This is a genomic window from Hymenobacter sedentarius, assembly GCF_001507645.1.
GTDB classification, from domain to species: domain Bacteria; phylum Bacteroidota; class Bacteroidia; order Cytophagales; family Hymenobacteraceae; genus Hymenobacter; species Hymenobacter sedentarius.
The window spans coordinates 1,505,175-1,520,546 of record NZ_CP013909.1; the positions used below are offsets into that span (position 1 = coordinate 1,505,175).

Annotated in this window: 18 protein-coding genes; 11 read left to right on the plus strand and 7 right to left on the minus strand. The window is 61.5% G+C overall.

Going from position 1 to position 15,372, the window contains the following annotated elements; all coding sequences use genetic code 11:
* Positions 1 to 44: 44 nt before the first annotated feature.
* Positions 45 to 1,208 (minus strand): acyltransferase family protein, encoded by a 1,164-nt coding sequence (locus AUC43_RS06160; RefSeq protein ID WP_157780956.1) that lies wholly within the window; start codon positions 1,206 to 1,208, stop codon positions 45 to 47.
* A 68-nt stretch (positions 1,209 to 1,276) separates the two neighbouring features.
* A complete protein-coding gene (pheS, locus tag AUC43_RS06165) occupies positions 1,277 to 2,350 on the minus strand; it encodes a phenylalanine--tRNA ligase subunit alpha (RefSeq protein ID WP_068191070.1) in 1,074 nt (357 codons plus the stop codon).
* Between the two features lie 140 nt (positions 2,351 to 2,490).
* Here pheS and AUC43_RS20645 point away from each other — a divergent pair, with 140 nt between their 5' ends.
* The 4 genes from AUC43_RS20645 (at position 2,491) to AUC43_RS06185 (ending at position 4,680) form a co-directional block, all read left to right on the plus strand.
* The gene (locus tag AUC43_RS20645) at positions 2,491 to 3,183 is read left to right on the plus strand and encodes a hypothetical protein (protein WP_068191072.1); all 693 of its coding nucleotides are present in this window, start codon (positions 2,491 to 2,493) and stop codon (positions 3,181 to 3,183) included.
* 137 nt (positions 3,184 to 3,320) lie between these two features.
* The gene (locus AUC43_RS20650) at positions 3,321 to 3,524 is read left to right on the plus strand and encodes a hypothetical protein (RefSeq protein WP_068191074.1); all 204 of its coding nucleotides are present in this window, start codon (positions 3,321 to 3,323) and stop codon (positions 3,522 to 3,524) included.
* 181 nt (positions 3,525 to 3,705) lie between these two features.
* On the plus strand, positions 3,706 to 4,134 hold the full coding sequence (locus AUC43_RS06180) for a hypothetical protein (RefSeq protein ID WP_068191076.1): 429 nt from the start codon (positions 3,706 to 3,708) through the stop codon (positions 4,132 to 4,134).
* A 180-nt stretch (positions 4,135 to 4,314) separates the two neighbouring features.
* The gene (locus AUC43_RS06185; protein WP_068191078.1) at positions 4,315 to 4,680 is read left to right on the plus strand and encodes a hypothetical protein; all 366 of its coding nucleotides are present in this window, start codon (positions 4,315 to 4,317) and stop codon (positions 4,678 to 4,680) included.
* Positions 4,681 to 4,695: 15 nt separating this feature from the next.
* On the opposite strand, the gene AUC43_RS06190 is transcribed toward AUC43_RS06185, so the two are convergent.
* Positions 4,696 to 5,931 carry a M16 family metallopeptidase gene (locus tag AUC43_RS06190; protein ID WP_068191080.1) on the minus strand — a complete coding sequence of 412 codons (1,236 nt, stop codon included), beginning with the start codon at positions 5,929 to 5,931 and terminating at the stop codon, positions 4,696 to 4,698.
* A 429-nt stretch (positions 5,932 to 6,360) separates the two neighbouring features.
* On the opposite strand from AUC43_RS06190, the gene AUC43_RS06195 reads away from it, so the two are divergent.
* On the plus strand, positions 6,361 to 6,843 hold the full coding sequence (locus tag AUC43_RS06195) for a Riean_0653 family protein (protein WP_068191082.1): 483 nt from the start codon (positions 6,361 to 6,363) through the stop codon (positions 6,841 to 6,843).
* An 11-nt stretch (positions 6,844 to 6,854) separates the two neighbouring features.
* Here the strand turns inward: AUC43_RS06195 and AUC43_RS06200 are convergent, their stop codons facing one another.
* The gene (locus tag AUC43_RS06200; RefSeq protein WP_068191084.1) at positions 6,855 to 7,565 is read right to left on the minus strand and encodes a hypothetical protein; all 711 of its coding nucleotides are present in this window, start codon (positions 7,563 to 7,565) and stop codon (positions 6,855 to 6,857) included.
* A 90-nt stretch (positions 7,566 to 7,655) separates the two neighbouring features.
* On the opposite strand from AUC43_RS06200, the gene AUC43_RS06205 reads away from it, so the two are divergent.
* Positions 7,656 to 9,704: an alpha-ketoacid dehydrogenase subunit alpha/beta gene (locus tag AUC43_RS06205; protein WP_068191087.1), complete on the plus strand. Its 2,049-nt coding sequence runs from the start codon at positions 7,656 to 7,658 to the stop codon at positions 9,702 to 9,704.
* 62 nt (positions 9,705 to 9,766) lie between these two features.
* Here AUC43_RS06205 and AUC43_RS06210 read toward each other — a convergent pair whose 3' ends face one another.
* Positions 9,767 to 10,372, minus strand: a complete 606-nt coding sequence (locus AUC43_RS06210; protein WP_068191089.1) for a hypothetical protein — start codon at positions 10,370 to 10,372, stop codon at positions 9,767 to 9,769.
* A gap of 379 nt (positions 10,373 to 10,751) precedes the next feature.
* Between AUC43_RS06210 and AUC43_RS20655 the strand changes: the two genes are divergently transcribed.
* The 3 genes from AUC43_RS20655 to ytxJ all read left to right on the plus strand — a co-directional run bounded on the left by AUC43_RS20655 (position 10,752) and on the right by ytxJ (position 12,146).
* Positions 10,752 to 11,345: a hypothetical protein gene (locus tag AUC43_RS20655; protein WP_157780957.1), complete on the plus strand. Its 594-nt coding sequence runs from the start codon at positions 10,752 to 10,754 to the stop codon at positions 11,343 to 11,345.
* Positions 11,346 to 11,358: 13 nt separating this feature from the next.
* A complete protein-coding gene (locus AUC43_RS06220; RefSeq protein ID WP_068191092.1) occupies positions 11,359 to 11,652 on the plus strand; it encodes a hypothetical protein in 294 nt (97 codons plus the stop codon).
* A gap of 146 nt (positions 11,653 to 11,798) precedes the next feature.
* On the plus strand, positions 11,799 to 12,146 hold the full coding sequence (gene ytxJ / locus AUC43_RS06225; RefSeq protein WP_068191095.1) for a bacillithiol system redox-active protein YtxJ: 348 nt from the start codon (positions 11,799 to 11,801) through the stop codon (positions 12,144 to 12,146).
* Between the two features lie 72 nt (positions 12,147 to 12,218).
* On the opposite strand, the gene AUC43_RS06230 is transcribed toward ytxJ, so the two are convergent.
* Positions 12,219 to 12,629 (minus strand): OsmC family protein, encoded by a 411-nt coding sequence (locus AUC43_RS06230; protein WP_068191098.1) that lies wholly within the window; start codon positions 12,627 to 12,629, stop codon positions 12,219 to 12,221.
* Positions 12,630 to 12,735: 106 nt separating this feature from the next.
* On the opposite strand from AUC43_RS06230, the gene AUC43_RS06235 reads away from it, so the two are divergent.
* Both AUC43_RS06235 and lipA read left to right on the plus strand, forming a co-directional pair.
* The gene (locus AUC43_RS06235; RefSeq protein ID WP_157780958.1) at positions 12,736 to 13,551 is read left to right on the plus strand and encodes a hypothetical protein; all 816 of its coding nucleotides are present in this window, start codon (positions 12,736 to 12,738) and stop codon (positions 13,549 to 13,551) included.
* A gap of 162 nt (positions 13,552 to 13,713) precedes the next feature.
* Positions 13,714 to 14,607: a lipoyl synthase gene (lipA, locus tag AUC43_RS06240; RefSeq protein ID WP_068191102.1), complete on the plus strand. Its 894-nt coding sequence runs from the start codon at positions 13,714 to 13,716 to the stop codon at positions 14,605 to 14,607.
* A gap of 84 nt (positions 14,608 to 14,691) precedes the next feature.
* On the opposite strand, the gene AUC43_RS06245 is transcribed toward lipA, so the two are convergent.
* Entirely contained in the window at positions 14,692 to 15,288 is a 597-nt protein-coding gene (locus tag AUC43_RS06245) for a DUF4136 domain-containing protein (RefSeq protein WP_068191104.1), read from the minus strand.
* Between the last annotated feature and the right edge of the window lie 84 nt (positions 15,289 to 15,372).

Genomic DNA, 15,372 nt, shown 5'->3' on the forward strand with positions numbered 1-15,372 from the left:
GATAAAATACGCCCGGGGTGGGCAGTCCTTTTGGGGCTACAAATTTACGACGTAGCCAGTCCCCGCCCACCGGTGAGCGTAGTATAAATGCCTGGCACCGCCCACCGTAGCAGCGCACCCACTCCCACGCTCACCAAGATTACCAGCAGCGGCAGGACGAGGTATGTCAGCAAATGGACGTGCGGCACCGCGGGTGCATAGCGCAACGCCAGTTCGGTAGCATAGTTCACAAACGGCACGTGCAGCACGTAAATCATGAACGAAAACCCCGTCAGCCAGCGAAACCATCCCCGGGCCATGCACCAGCGCACCAGCCCATTCAGCCCAAACCAGGCCGTGAGCATGCCGCTGATTTCGCCTACTTTGTGCAGGGCCAGCATCAGCACGGCCAACGGCACCGAAAAAGGTGGGCCGGCATGAAAAGCCAGCCAGGTTTTTACCACCGTGGCGCCCACCCACAGCGCGGCCACCAGCCCCGGCCGGAACCAAGCCGGCGGCGCCAGCACGTTTTTATCCCGCAGCGCCAACCATACGCCTAGCCCAAAAAACAACAACCCTTCGCCCTCAACCAAGGGAAGCGGCACCATGAAAAACCACAACAAGCCCGCCAAGCCGAAGTAAATGCCTGGCCTCAGCACCGCAATCCTGAGCCAGGGATAAGCCAAATTATACACCAGCAAGCTGCGCAAAAACCACAGCTGGAACGGCGCCGGCATCACCAGCCAGCGCTGCACCAGCTCGCCCACGGAGTACTGGCTGAGCAGCTGCCGGGGCCAGAACGGGCTGATTTCGGCGTCGATAACGGCTTGGCGCGTGATTGGGAATTGCTCCAGCGCCCACAAGGCGCCCAGCCACAGCAGGCTCCAGAGCAAATAGGGGAGGCCCAGCGTGCGCAGGCGCCGCCGCACCCGCGCCCCGTGCGGCTCGTGGCCTTCGCGCCGGGCAAAGAGATAGCCCGAAATGGCAAACAGGATGGGAATGCGAAAACGCAGCAGCCCATTGGCCAGGAAATATTGCAGCCACGTGCCGACCGTGAGCGGCTCCTGCACCGGCGTAAAGGGCTGCAGGTAGCGCGGGTGCAGGTTGTAGGCATGCACGTACACCAATAGCAGCATGGCTACCAAGGACCAAAATTTTAGCTTCTGGCTAAGAAAAGGGTCAAGGCGGGTGGGGGCGGGAACGGGCTGGGCAAGGGGCATGCTGCTCATGATGCAAAAAAGCGGAAAACGGTTGTTGGCCAACCATTCCCCGCTTCCCTAAAAGAAAAAGCAATTTGCTACAGCGCTTCGAACTGCCGCAAAAACCGCATGTCGTTCTCCGTGAACAGCCGTAGGTCCTTTATCTGGTACTTGAGCATGGCAATGCGCTCGATGCCCATGCCCCAGGCATAGCCCGAGTATTTGTCGGAATCAATCTTGGCGTTTTCGAGCACGGCGGGGTCCACCATGCCGCAGCCGCCGATTTCGACCCAGCCCGAGTACTTGCAGATGTTGCAGCCCGCGCCCTTGCAAATGAGGCAGGTGATGTCAATTTCGGCACTGGGCTCCGTAAACGGGAAGAAGCTGGGCCGGAAGCGGATGTTGATGTCCTGCCCAAACAGCTCCTGCACGAAGTAGTACACCGTCTGCTTGAGGTCGGCGAAGCTCACGCCTTCGTCAATGAAAATGCCCTCCACCTGGTGGAACATCATGTGCGCCCGGGCCGAGATGGCCTCGTTGCGGAACACACGGCCCGGCATCACGCGGCGGATGGGCAGCGGCTCGGTTTCCATCACGCGCACCTGCACGGTGCTGGTGTGGGTGCGCAGCAGGTGGGGCAGGGCGGGGGCGCCGGTGGGAGCAGCGTCGGGGTCGGCCGTGCGCGACACCGGGGCCACGAAGAACGTGTCCTGCATGTCGCGCGCGGGGTGGTTTTCGGGGAAGTTGAGGGCCGTGAAGTTGTGCCAGTCGTCCTCAATCTCGGGGCCTTCGGCCACGGCAAAGCCGATGCGGGCAAACACGCGCAGCATCTCTTCGCGCACCAGCATCAGCGGGTGGCGGGTGCCCAGGGCGTTGGGCACCGGGGGCAGGGTGTAGTCAAAATCAGGGTTGGCCGGCGCGTTATCAGCAGCCGACTCGGCGGCTTCCTGGGCTTCGTCGAATCGGGCCTGGGCCTGCTGCTTGAGAGCATTGAGCTGCTGGCCGACAGCGCGTTTCTCCTCACTGGGTACGGTCTTGAGCTGGTCGAACAGGTCGGCCAAGCGGCCTTTGCGGCCGAGGTAGCTGATGCGAAACGCATCGAGGTGGGCGGTGCTGCTCAAGTCGGCCGCCGTAATTTCGGCCGCGAGGCTGGCAATGGATTCCTGCATCATACCCGCAAAGTTAGGGCACGAGGCGGGCCTTAGCGGAACCTTTTGCGTATGCAGGCAGGAACTTATCCTTTCAACTTACCCTTCCTGTCGCTACCTTCCGGTTACTGTCATTTCTACTTTGCTTTTAAGCTCTTCTGTATATGAAACGCCCCCTGTTCTCGCTCCTGTTCGTCGTAGCCGTTGCTACTACCGCCTCTGCCCAAGCCGGCTGGGGCTCTTCTGACTCCTGGGGCGCCCCCAAGAAAAGCTCGGCTAAGAAAGCCACCACGGGCGGCCAGAACCGGGCCACTGGCAACGAAAAGACCCCGCAGAACGACGGGCGCACCGTCTCGCCGTACCCCAGCGGCCCCGCCAAACCCGACGCCAACCCCGGCAATACCGCCTCGACGCCGCCCGACAATAGCTTTATCCCCGGCACTACCAGCAACTCCACCCAGGGCGGCAACGACCGCCAGGGCATGTCGGCGGCTCCCGGCACGCCGGTGATGCTGCAAAGCGGCCGCAACGTGATGGCCAACGATGCCGCCGCTGCCCGCGAGCGCCGTCTCAACCACATGAATAAGCTCAACGGCCGTCCGGCCGCCGTGCCCACCCAGGTAGATGGCAGCGCCATCAATGCTGACCAGCCCGCTGGCGCCGCCACCGGTACGAACATGGGCGCTGCCGGCAATGCCAACGCCGGTGCCGGCAACAAAGCCGGCGGCCTGGACGCCGCTGCCCCCGCTAATGCAATGGCCCCGGCCGCTGCTCCAGCTTCGGGAAGAACTGAGAAAGCCGCTCCCGCGAAGACCAAAACCAAGAAAAAAGCAGCCCCTGCGCCGGCTGGCTGGTAGGCGGATGAAGCCCGGCGGGCTGAGTGCTGAGCAAGTTTGTTTGCGGTACTCTCACCCCGTGGCACTCGCCAGCCATCTGCAGCAATTTTCTGCCCGCCCAATCTTTGCAAGGTTGGGCGGGTTTTTTTCTGCGCTGAATGCAGCTGCGTTGCAGCCGGGGCTGTGCGAGAGGAGCGCGCACGGCCGATAGCCTGAATGGTAAAGCCAAGCTCAAGACCGAGAACGTGTACGCCGCGCCCGGCGAGCCCGTAATTTTGCAACAAGGAAAAGTTGGCTCCTACGATGGCAAAGCTGCTAAATCCAGGCCAACCCGCGCCAGCACCACCTTGCTGCCCAAGTAGCGTCTTGGCCGTAGGGGTAAGCCAATAATTTCTGCCGGCTCCCGGGCTCCGGTTGGACTGCTAAAAAGCGGCCCGACCGGGCTTTTTTTATGGCCGGAAACGAAAAGGAGCGGGTTTGGGAAAACATGGCACGGTTATCGATTTTACCCCAGGCATCCGCTCACTTATTCTTTTTCCAGCTATGTTCCGTTCCCTGATTACGCTCGCCCTGTCGTTGTTTTTGGTAGCCGAGGCCTCGGCCCAGACCGCTCCCGCAACCACCACAAAAACCACGGCCAAATTGGCGAAAGCCACGGCCCGCACCGCCCGCCGAGCCGACAAAAAGGCCCGCCGCGTGGCCCTGAAAACGACGCCTACCGTGCCGAGCGTAAACGACGGCTGGCCTCCCCTGGAAGATTCCCAAACGGTAGTTGCCTCCAACACTTCGGTTGATGCCTCCGGCGCCGATATGTCGTATGGCGCGGCTGCTTCCCGCGGCGAGCTCGACAACGCCAATGTTTATGCCGCTCCCGGCATGCCCGTGCACATCCGCACCAGCAAGGTGCCCGTGCCCTACAGCGTACGTCCTCCCCGCAAGCCCGTCAGCACCCAAACCACGCTCGGCAACTAGTCGCGGTGCCGGTCCGGTCTGGAACCGAGCTCAACGAGCGCGAATAGCATTTCATCGGCTTCCGTTATGTGCCCTGTCACCTCCCCCGGCGATTGTGCGTATGACGGGAGCCGATGAGCTTTCGGCCCGGCTTGGGTAAGCCGGGTCTGCTTTTCACCCACCCACATATTTTGCCGCTGTATGCTCCGCTACGTTTTCGCCTCTCTCGTCATTCTCAGCTTTGCCGTGGCCGATGCCAGCGCGCAAACCAAGCCCCGCGCCGCCCGCAAGAAGATTGCGCCCTACTCCAGCCGCAAGCCCCGCACGGCTTCTACCGTCAAAATCAACCCCCATACCGGCAAGCCCTACGGCGCCGGCGTGCCGCAGGACCTGAAGGACGGCACGTACTACCTGGCGCCCAGCATGGCCATGCGCAAGCAGGAAGGCTACCGGGCCAACGGCGGCTACAACGACAACCGCGCCCGGCGCGCCGCTACGCCCAAGCCTGCCAACAGCTCCCTGAGCCGCGACAGCAACGTGCCCGTGGCCCCGGCCAAACGTAAATAAACCGGCGCGCCGCCGCTATACCGCCTCGTAGTACAGCGTACTGCAGTTCTCAGGCCGCAGCACGGTTTGGGCGGCGGTGCGCACGTCGGCCACGGTCACGGCCTGAATGCGGCGGCTCTCGTCGTTTACCAGGTTGGCATCGCCCTGGAGCTTGCTGTACGCCAGGTTCAGGGCGCGGTTTAATAGATCAATTTCTCCGAAAACCAGGCTGCTCTCGGCCTGGTTTTTTACTTTTTCGAGCTCCTGGGCATCCACGTCGGCGGCCAGGAATTCGGCCACTACGGCTTCTACTGCGGCATCGGCGGCCTGCAGGTCCACGCCCGCATTCAGCTTGCCGCTGATAACGAGCAGGCCCGGGTCGAGCGAGCCAGTAAGCGAGGCCGAAATGTTGTTGAACAGCGCCTGCTCCTTCACCAGCCGCTGGTGCAGGCGGGCCGACTTGCCCCGGCCCAGCACGTCGCTGAGCAGGTCCACGGCGTGGTAGCGCTCATCGGAGCGGGCGGGCATGTGGTAGGCTTTGTACAGGGCGCTCAGCGGCACGGGGGCCGAGGCGCGCAGGTGCCGCGCTTCGTGCTGCGCGGGCTCGGCGGGCAGCTGGCGCCGGTAGGCCGGGCCGCCGGGAATGGGGCCGAACCACTTTTCGGCCAGGCGGCGCACTTCGGCTTCGCTTACGGCGCCGGCCACCACCAAAATGGCATTTTGGGGTGCGTAGTGCTTCTGAAAAAAGCCGCGCACGTCGTCCATTACCGCGTTTTCGATGTGCGAAATCTCCTTGCCGATGGTGTTCCACTGGTAGGGGTGGGTGTGGTAGGCCAGGGGCTTGAGCTTGAGCCAGACGTCGCCGTAAGGCTGGTTGAGGTAGCTCTGTTTGAATTCTTCCACCACCACTTTGCGCTGTACTTCCAGGCCGTTTTCGGAGAAGGCCAGGTTCAGCATCCGGTCGCTTTCGAGCCAGAAGCCGGTTTCGAGGTTGGCAGCCGGCAAGGAGAGGTAATAGTTGGTGACGTCGGAGCTGGTGAAGGCGTTGTTTTCGCCGCCCACGCGCTGCAGCGGCTCATCGTAGCTCGGGATGTTCACCGACCCCGAAAACATAAGATGCTCAAATAAGTGGGCAAAGCCGGTGTGGCCGGGGTCTTCGTCGCGCGAGCCCACGTCGTACATCACGTTGAGCACGGCCATGGGGGTTGAAAAATCTTCGTGAACGATGCAGCGCAGGCCGTTATCGAGGGTGAATTCGGTGAAGTGAATCATGAAAGCAAAGATTGCAGGGCGGGCAAGATAGGAGTAAGCCAGCGGCTCAAGCCCTGGCTACTACCAATACTACCCACCCGGAGGAAAGTTCGGTCGCGGCCAAGGCCCCGCCTTGTGGATAAGGACGAGCGGCTGCGTTCGTAAAGGTATTGTGGGGCCGGCGCGTTCCGCGCCTTCGGCCAGGTCTTTGCAGGTGCGAAGGCCGCCGGAGCCTAGCCTGCCAATTGCTGCTGAAACGGTTGGGCTAAAGAAACACAAAGTCTTATATGTAAATTCGCCAATGGCCGCATTTGGCTTGTTAGCAAACCCGCTATGCTCCCAAAATTACCTTCCGGCCCGATGATAAAATGGGTGACTTTCCTGTCGGTAGCACCGCTGCTAATCAGCTGCGAAGATTAGCTGGAGAAGCTCTATCCGGAGCCGCAGCCGGTGCAGCTGCCCGCCGCTACCCAGGTCGGGGCCAATACCTTCGGCTGCCTCGTGAATGGGCAGGTGTGGGAGGCGAACAACACCCGCACGCTGGCCGGCAAGGTGATTACGCCCACTGTCCGCTACCACGGGGGCGAGCTGCAGCTCGATGCGTTCCGGCGCCTACAGGTAGACGGCCCCATTAGCAACTTCCATTTTGTGGTGGGCCACGTGACCGGGCCGGGCGTGTACGAGTTGAGCCAGTCGCAACCCGGCCGCCAGGTGCAGCTGAAAACCGCCAGCGGCCTCGTGGAATACGTGGCCACTGAGCCGCAAGCCGGTACCCTCACCATCACGCGCCTCGATACCACGGGCGCGCATCCCTTTGTAGCCGGCCGCTTCGAGCTGCGGGCTGTGCCTGGCCCGGCGGCCCCGCGGTCTGCCGACTTGCTGGCCGAAGTGCGGATAACCGAAGGCCGGTTCGATATTCAGCTCAACCCCTAGGCGCCGGCTACTCAGGGCTTGCGGGTAGCAGCCGGGTAGAGTGTGGTGGCCAGCGTGACGCCCAGCCAGCGGCTGTACACGTCGTGGCGGGCTTCGCGCGTGCTTACTCCCCCGCTTGGGCTGTGATAGCTGTCCGGGTAGCCGTAGGCATAGCTGGGGGTGAGCGGCGCGTGCACGCGCAGGCCCAGCGTGGTTTCGTAGCGGTGCCATGGCAGCAGGCGCACCTCAAGGCCCACCATCCCCGTGAGCTCTACCGGGCGCGGGTAGTAGGCCGCGTCGTGGCCGGAGTGGCCCAGCGCGAAGGTGGGCCCAGCGCCGGCCAGCAGGTGCAACCCCTTGGCTGGCGAGGAAGTGCGCACATAAACGGGCGTAAAGAGCCGCCATTGGTGCAGCGTCTGGGCTGGGTGGTACGCGTAAGTGGGAACGGTAATATCCTGTTGTTGAAAATCAACCACCACCGTGCAACGGGTCAGCAGCGCTTCGGCCCCGAGGCTGACCAACGGCCCGGCAAAGTAGCGCGTGGCCCCAACGCCTACCAGGGGCCCGGCCGCTACTTCATGGTACTCGCGCCGGTAGTCGCCGTGCTGGCTAGTGGCCGCGCCCAGGCCCACGCGGAGGCTCCAGCCCCATTGCGAAACGGAGTCGGCGCCCGTGGCTCGGGTCTGGGCCGTGGCCCCGTGGCAGGCCAGCATGCTGAAAGCACTGAGTAGCAGTAGGCGCATGAGGTTGGTAGTGGTAATTGAGCCAGAACCAAATATAGGCGCCGCCTCTCCTGCTACCTTTGCCGGACTCCCGTTGTTCTCTTCCCGCCCATGATGACCCTCACTGCCACGGCGCTCCGATTCGACCGCCTCGACCATTCCAACGAAACCCTGCTGCACCTCTACCAGCACCTGCTGCGCCCGCGGCTGATAGAAGAAAAGATGCTGATTCTGCTGCGCCAGGGCAAGGTGAGTAAGTGGTTCTCGGGCATTGGGCAGGAAGCCATTTCGGTGGGCAGCACCCTGGCCCTGGAGCCCGACGAGTACATCCTGCCGCTGCACCGCAACCTGGGCGTGTTCACGGGGCGCAACGTGCCGCTCGGGCGCCTGTTTGCGCAGTGGCAGGGCAAGCGCACGGGCTTCACCAAGGGCCGCGACCGCAGCTTCCACTTCGGCAGCAACGAGCACCACATCGTGGGCATGATTTCGCACCTGGGCCCGCAGCTGGCCGTGGCCGATGGCATTGCCCTGGCCGATGTGCTCGACCAAAAGCCCAAGGTGACCCTGACCTACAGCGGCGACGGCGGCGCCAGCGAAGGCGACTTCCACGAGGCCCTGAACGTGGCCGCCGTGTGGCAGCTGCCGGTCATCTTCATGATTGAAAACAACGGCTACGGCCTGAGCACACCCAGCAACGAGCAGTTCCGCTTTAAGTCCTTCGTCGACAAAGGCCCGGCCTACGGCATGGACGCCGTGCAGGTAGACGGCAACAACGTGCTGGAAGTGTACAGCACCGTGAAGCGCTTGGCCGAGGACCTGCGCCAAAACCCGCGCCCCGTGCTCATCGAAGCCCTCACGTTCCGGATGCGCGGCCACGAAGAAGCCAGCGGCACCAAGTACGTGCCCCAGTCCCTGATGGAAGAGTGGGCCGTCAAAGACCCGGTGGAAAACTACGAGAAGTGGCTCATCCAGGAAGGCATCCTCACGGAAACGGCCAAGCACAGCATCCGCGAAACCATCAAGGCAGCCATCGAAGCCGGCTTGCAGGAAGCCGATGCCGTGCCCATGCCCACCGCCGACGTGCAGGAGGAAATCGCCGACATGTACCAGCCCTTCACGCCGGACGCTTCGCTTAATGAAGAATTAAGAATGAAGAATGAGGAATTGGGGGCGAGCCAACTCAATTCCTCCCTCCCCGCAAGGGAGCTGCGCTTTGTCGATGCCATCCAGGAGGGGCTGCGCCAGAGCATGCAGCGCTACCCCGACCTCGTGCTCATGGGCCAGGACATTGCCGACTACGGCGGCGTCTTCAAAATCACGGAAAGCTTCGTGGCCGAATTTGGCAAGGCGCGGGTGCGCAACACGCCCTTGTGCGAGTCGGCCATTGTGGGCGCGGGGCTGGGCCTGAGCATCAAGGGCAAGAAAAGCATGGTCGAAATGCAGTTTGCCGACTTCGTAACCTGCGGCTTCAACCAGATTGTGAACAACCTGGCCAAAAGCCATTACCGCTGGGGCCAGAACGCCGACGTGGTGGTGCGCATGCCCACCGGTGCCGGCAGCGCCGCCGGCCCCTTCCACAGCCAGAGCAACGAAGCGTGGTTCACGCACGTGCCCGGCCTGAAGGTGGTGTACCCCAGCAACCCGCACGACGCCAAGGGCCTGCTCTGCGCCGCCTTCGAAGACCCCAATCCGGTGATGTACTTCGAGCACAAGATGCTCTACCGCAGCCTGTCGGGCCCCGTGCCCGAGGCCTACTACACCACGCCCATCGGCAAGGCCGCGCTGGCTGCTGAAGGCAACGAATTGAGCATCATTACCTACGGCATGGGCGTGCGCTGGGCCCTGCAGGTGTGCGAAGAGCTCAATGTATCGGCCGATATCCTGGACCTGCGCACCCTGCTGCCCTGGGACCAGGACGCCGTGCGCCAAACCGTGGAGAAAAACGGCCGCGTGCTGGTGCTGCACGAAGACACCCTGACCGGGGGCATCGGCGGCGAAATCGCGGCGTGGATTGGCGAAAACTGCTTCGAGCACCTCGACGCGCCCGTGCGCCGCGTGGCTTCGCTCGATACCGCCATTCCGTTTGCGCCCCCGCTCGAGGCGGCGTTTCTGCCACTGCAGCGGCTGCGCGAGCAAGTAGAAGCCCTGCGCAACTACTAAACATAAAAAGAGAGGCGCCGGTAGCGGCGCCTCTTTTTTTATAGCAGTTATCAGGGACCGGATTACGAGCCGATGATGCTGATGATTTTGTTCAGGTGGCTCACTACGCCGCCGGTATCCGAAGGCGAGGGGTTGCCCAGAATCTTGCCGAGCGAACATACCAGGTTGCCGAGCAGGTTTTTGTCCGACTGCGACGGCGACACGCTCAGCACCGGGTTCACGCTTTGGGTCGTGCCGTTCAGGCTCACCGTTTGCGTGCCGTAGTTGACCGTAGCAGCCGAGCAGGAGCTGCTAATCTGCGCCAGCGACAGAGGAATGGCCACGGCCACCGGCCCATAAGCCGAAGCCGGGCCCGACGTCGGCGTGGCGCTCAGCGTGCCCAAGGCGGTTATCACCCCGTTTCTTACCTCAAAGCTGTTGATGCGCAGCGCCGAGCTAAAGGTACCGGTAGCATTTTTAGTCACGGTAATCCCGTTCTCAACTACCTGATAAGTGTAGGGGTAGGTGCCGGTATTCGTGGACGTAACCGTTTTGCCTTGGGTCAGGGCATCAAGCGTGGCGTCGGCGGCCGAAACGGTGGCCTGAGCTGGCTCAACTTGGTTTTTTTCGCAGCTGGAAGCACCGGCCAGCAACACTAAAAATGCGGGGAGAATCGCTAGTTTTTTCATGGAATTAACGGTAGGAAATGTGGATGAAAGGAAGAAAGAATGTTGAGCCGATACGCCGAGCTTATTTTCATGGTTGCCTTCCACTATAGCACGATTCAGATTTCGTTAACTTCAAATATTAGATGACTATAATATTATTGGCTTGCTAACTACTTGTTTGATAGAGTTACTTTCAGTTAATGGCTGGCCTTTAGCACATGGATGGCGCTGGGCGACAATGCCAAAAAAATGTACGTTAAACCCAATTCCTGGATGAAGGCCGGCTTGTGGCCGCGCGGGTTGGGCAGGACTATTTGGGGGATGCCGAGCACGGCCGTCCCAGGGCCCTGCTTACCGGGCGCGTTGCGTATCTTCCTGCCCGATTTTAGCCTATACTCTGGTGAAGCAATACTTCTACTGTCTCTTAGTGCTGTTGCTGAGCAGCTGCAGCGTGTACCACAAAGTTTTCCATCCCTACCGCCTCCCTACGCCGAAGCCGTCGCCGGAATTCAAGGCCCAGCAAAAAGCCAAAAAGAGTAAACGGTCGTTTTTGTCGTTCACCCACGGCAAGAAAACCAACGCCAAAAACGAGGACGGCACCGACGTGGAAGAAGCCGCTACCGACGTTTCTACCCCCACTGGGGGCACCGTGCCGGGCCCCACGGCCAGTGCCAGCACCGAAACCCGCACGCTTCCGGAGCACTCCACCGTGCGGTACGACAAAAACGGGCTGATGAAAAAGCCCAAGCTGATGCGGCGGCGCATTCACAAGCCCGCCCGCAAGCCCTTCCGGCCTTTGCAGTCGATTCGCAACTTCTTCAAATTCAAGCTCCATGACAAACCCAACTACAGCCCCGACCACCGGCCTGCAGTCCCGGCCCCTGCCGAAGACCCCGCTCCGAACGTCGCGCCTGCGCCCGCAGCGGCTCCTGCGCCTGCCCCTGCAGTTGCTCCCGCAACTGCTCCAGGTGCTGCGCCCGTGGTCAAGCCGTAAGGCAAGGGTGGTAATGCTGCTGGCCGTCGTTGGGCTGATGTGGAGTAGCCAGGTAGCCCAGGCCCAGATAGTGCATGAGAAGCCGTCGCAAGTAAAAGCGGCCAACCGCCGCGCCCTGCGCGATGCCAAGCACACCGCCTCTCCCTACAAAGACAGCCACTTAGGCGTGACCGCCGCCCGGCTCAAGCGGGGCCAAAGCACCCAGCCCATGCCCGAAGGCAGCGACGAGCTGGAGTACCGAAGAGTGGCCCCTGCGAGAGCAAAGGCGCCCGGTTTTCAGCCATTGCGCCGCAAAAAGAAGGAATAATGCGTCGCGGCGGAAGTTGAGCTATATTTTTTGAATGACTTCCGGGGTATCATGTGTTATAGCATTGTTGTACTACCGTCGCGGTACCAACTTGCGTATTGCCCTGCAAAGCGTACCTCCTCATTTTCCATCCACTAGTTGCTCTTATGTCCACGCCCTGGCTTCCCCTTACCCAACCCGAACAGATAACCGACCTGGCGCAGGCCTCGCACGAGCAGCCGGTGCTTATTTTTAAGCACAGCACCACTTGCTCCATCAGCGCGGCGGCCAAAAGCAAAATTGAGCGCCAGTGGGCCGACAGCGGCCTTGCCAACGTGCCCATCTACTACCTCGACTTGCTGCGCTTCCGGCCGCTGTCGGCCCAGATTGCCGAGCAGTTCGGCATTCGCCACGAGTCGCCCCAGTTGCTGCTTATTCAGGACGGCGAATGCCGCTACGATGCCTCGCACATGGGCATTCGCCTCAGCGACGTGAAGTCGGCCGTAGGGCAGTAACGGCATGAAGCGGTGGAACGCCGGGGTGCTCTTGCTGGCACCCAAGCGCTCCACCGCGCACGCATTCAGCTTCTACGCTTCGTAATTAAACACCACGTTTTGCCGGATGTCCGGATGCAGGCTCAGCGTTACGGGGCAGGTGTAGGCGGCGCGCTCCAGCAGGGCCCGGTCAGTTGGCAGCAATGCCGCGGGCAGGGTAAACGTCACGTCGATTTGCACGATGCGGCGGGGGGCTTCGGTGCTCATGTGCTTCACCACGGCAAAGGTGCTGTCGACTAAGTTGAGCTGGTGGCGGTCGGCCACGATGCCCATTATTGTCATCATGCACGAGCCAAGGGCGGTGCTCACCAAATCGGTGGGCGAAAAGGCTTCGCCGCGGCCGTGGTTGTCGGTGGGTGCATCGGTTTGAATAACGTTGCCGGAAGCGACGTGGGTGGCTTCGGTACGGAGTTGGCCGGCGTAGCGGGCAGTAGCGGTGTTCATTAAGTCAGGGAGTTACCTTGAAAAAGTTGTTTCTTCGTTGGCTAATTTACGTATTACTTAATGCGCCGCGCCTGCGGTGCCTGACAGGGCCTACTTTCGGTTGATTATGCTTCCCTTTTCCTTTCGATATTTTGGCCTGCTGGCAACCGGGTTGCTGGTAGCGGCCACCGCGCAGGCCCAGGCGCCCGTACGCTCCGGCCCGGTGCCCGCCGCGCCGTCCGACGAGCAGTCGTACCGGAAGGAATTCGTGTACGGGGTCAATTTCAATACCCAGGGCGGCCTGCTGGGCGGCGTGTCGCTGCGCTCGTCGCGCGTGCTCGACGACCGGTTGCTGCGCTTCTGGAGCATTGAGGGCGTCATGCTCAAGAATGCCAAGGAAGACCGCATCAACACCATCGTGGGTGGCAGCTACATCGACCGCAAAACCAACTACGCGTTTGTGCTGCGGCCCTCGCTGGGCCTGCAGCGCATCCTGTTCCGCAAAGCCGCCGATGCCGGCGTGCAGGTGAATGGCCTGGTGAGCGCGGGCCCGTCCTTCGGCCTGCTCATGCCCTATTACATCAGTTTCGACCGCACGGCCACCCAAACCCGGGTCATCAACGTGTCGACTGACAATATCGTGAACGAGCAGTACGACCCCGTGAAGCACGCCGACACGGGCGCCATTCTGGACCGGGGCCCCCTTTTCAGCGGCATTGGCGAAACCAAAGTGGTGCCCGGGTTTCACTTGCGCACCGGCCTGAGCTTCGAGTACGGCCGCTACCGCGACGCCGTGACCGGCATGGAGGTGGGTTTTTTGGTGGAAGGCTACACCAAGCGCCTGCTGATTCTCAGCCCCGGCAACCTGTCCGATACGGACGGGCTCAACCGCCAAATCTTCCCCTCGGTGTACCTGACGCTGTATTTCGGGCACCGCTCGTAACGCTGCGCTTAAGGAAGAATGGAGAATTAGGAATGAAGAATTGAGCTGGGCCATCCCGGGATATACAAGGCGCATCAATTGCACCGTAAATTTGTTAGTGCTTAGTATCGAATGGGCCGAGGATAATACCTCCTTCTTCATTCCTCATTCTTCATTAATAAAATGATTGATTTGCCCGTTATCCAGCCCGAAACGGCTGCGCCTGCCCGCCCCCGCAAGCCCGACTGGCTGCGCGTGAAGCTGCCCGTGGGCGAAGAATATGCCGCCGTGCGCCGCCTAGTAGACGAGCACAAGCTGCACACCATCTGCGAGAGCGGCAACTGCCCCAATATGGGCGAATGCTGGGGCGCCGGCACGGCTACGTTTATGATTCTGGGCAACATCTGCACCCGCTCGTGTTCGTTTTGCGCCGTGGCCACGGGCCGCCCCACTGAGTACGACCTCGACGAGCCTCGCCGGGTGGCCGAGGCTATCCAGCTCATGAAGGTGAAGCACGCCGTGATAACGAGCGTGAACCGCGACGAGCTCAAGGACCGCGGTGCCAGCGTGTGGCGCGAGACCGTGGTGCTCACCAAGCAGCTCAGTCCCGGCACCACCATCGAAACACTGATTCCGGACGTGAAAGCCAACTGGGACGCGCTCGACGTGATGATTTCGGGCGGGCAGGAAGTTATTTCACACAACATCGAAACCGTGGGCAGCCTTTACCGCCTCGTGCGCCCGCAGGCCCGCTACGACCGCAGCCTCGAGCAAATCCGCCGCACGAAGCTGGCCGGCCACCGCACCAAGTCGGGCATCATGCTGGGCCTGGGCGAGAAGGCCGACGAGCTGTACCAGGCCATGGACGACCTCGTGGCCAACGGCCTCGACATCCTCACCCTGGGCCAGTACCTGCAGCCCACCAAGCGCCACCTCGACGTGGCCGAGTTCATCACCCCCGACCAGTTTGCCCACTACAAGGAAGAAGGCCTGAAGCGTGGCCTGAAGTACGTGGAAAGCGGCCCGCTGGTGCGCAGCTCCTACCACGCCGAGCGCCACGTGAACGTGCCGGTTTAGCTCAAGTTACCCGTCAGCCTGAAGCAATAAAAAAGCCCTCTCCAATACTGGAGGGGGCTTTTCTGCGTCCTGGGCTAAGGCTAATTAGCGGCGGGCCTGGTTGTCCTGGGGCGGGTAGGTGCTCAGGATACCGTTGACAATGCGGGTGGTTTCCACTTCGTTGATGGTGTTTTGGTCGACCTGGGCCTGGCCGGTGCCGCGCCAGGCCAGCTCCTTGCGGCGTGCGTCGATGATGTCGATAACCACGGTGCCGGCTTTGTACTGGGTCACGGGCGGGATGCCCCGGCCGTAGTACCCGTAGCCGTAGCCATACGGATAGCCCAAGCCATTGTAGTAAGGCGATACTTGCTGCTTGTCTTCCACACGGGCGCTGTAGGCCACGTAGATATCGGGGGCTTTGTCCACTTCGGTGAGGCCTTTGCGGGTCATCTCGGCCTTCACGGCGGCGCGCATGCGCTTGTCGAGGAAGGACTCGTAGCCTTTGGCCGGGCCGCCCTCGGTATCAGTGGGTTGCTGCGGGTACCAAGCCCAGGTTTTGAAAGCCCGGAAGTTGACGGAATGGTCAAAATCGTTGGTCACACCCACGCGGGAAGCCGTGGAGCAACCGCTGCCCAAAAGCAGCACAAAGCTCATCGCGGCCAAAGCAGCCGGACGAGCCAGAAAACGGGTGATGCGGTTCATAATCACAAACAAAAGACAGATTGATTGAAGGACCCAAAGTGCTGAATCCCGGGAAGAATTAAGCAATTTTCAGGCCATCTGTAT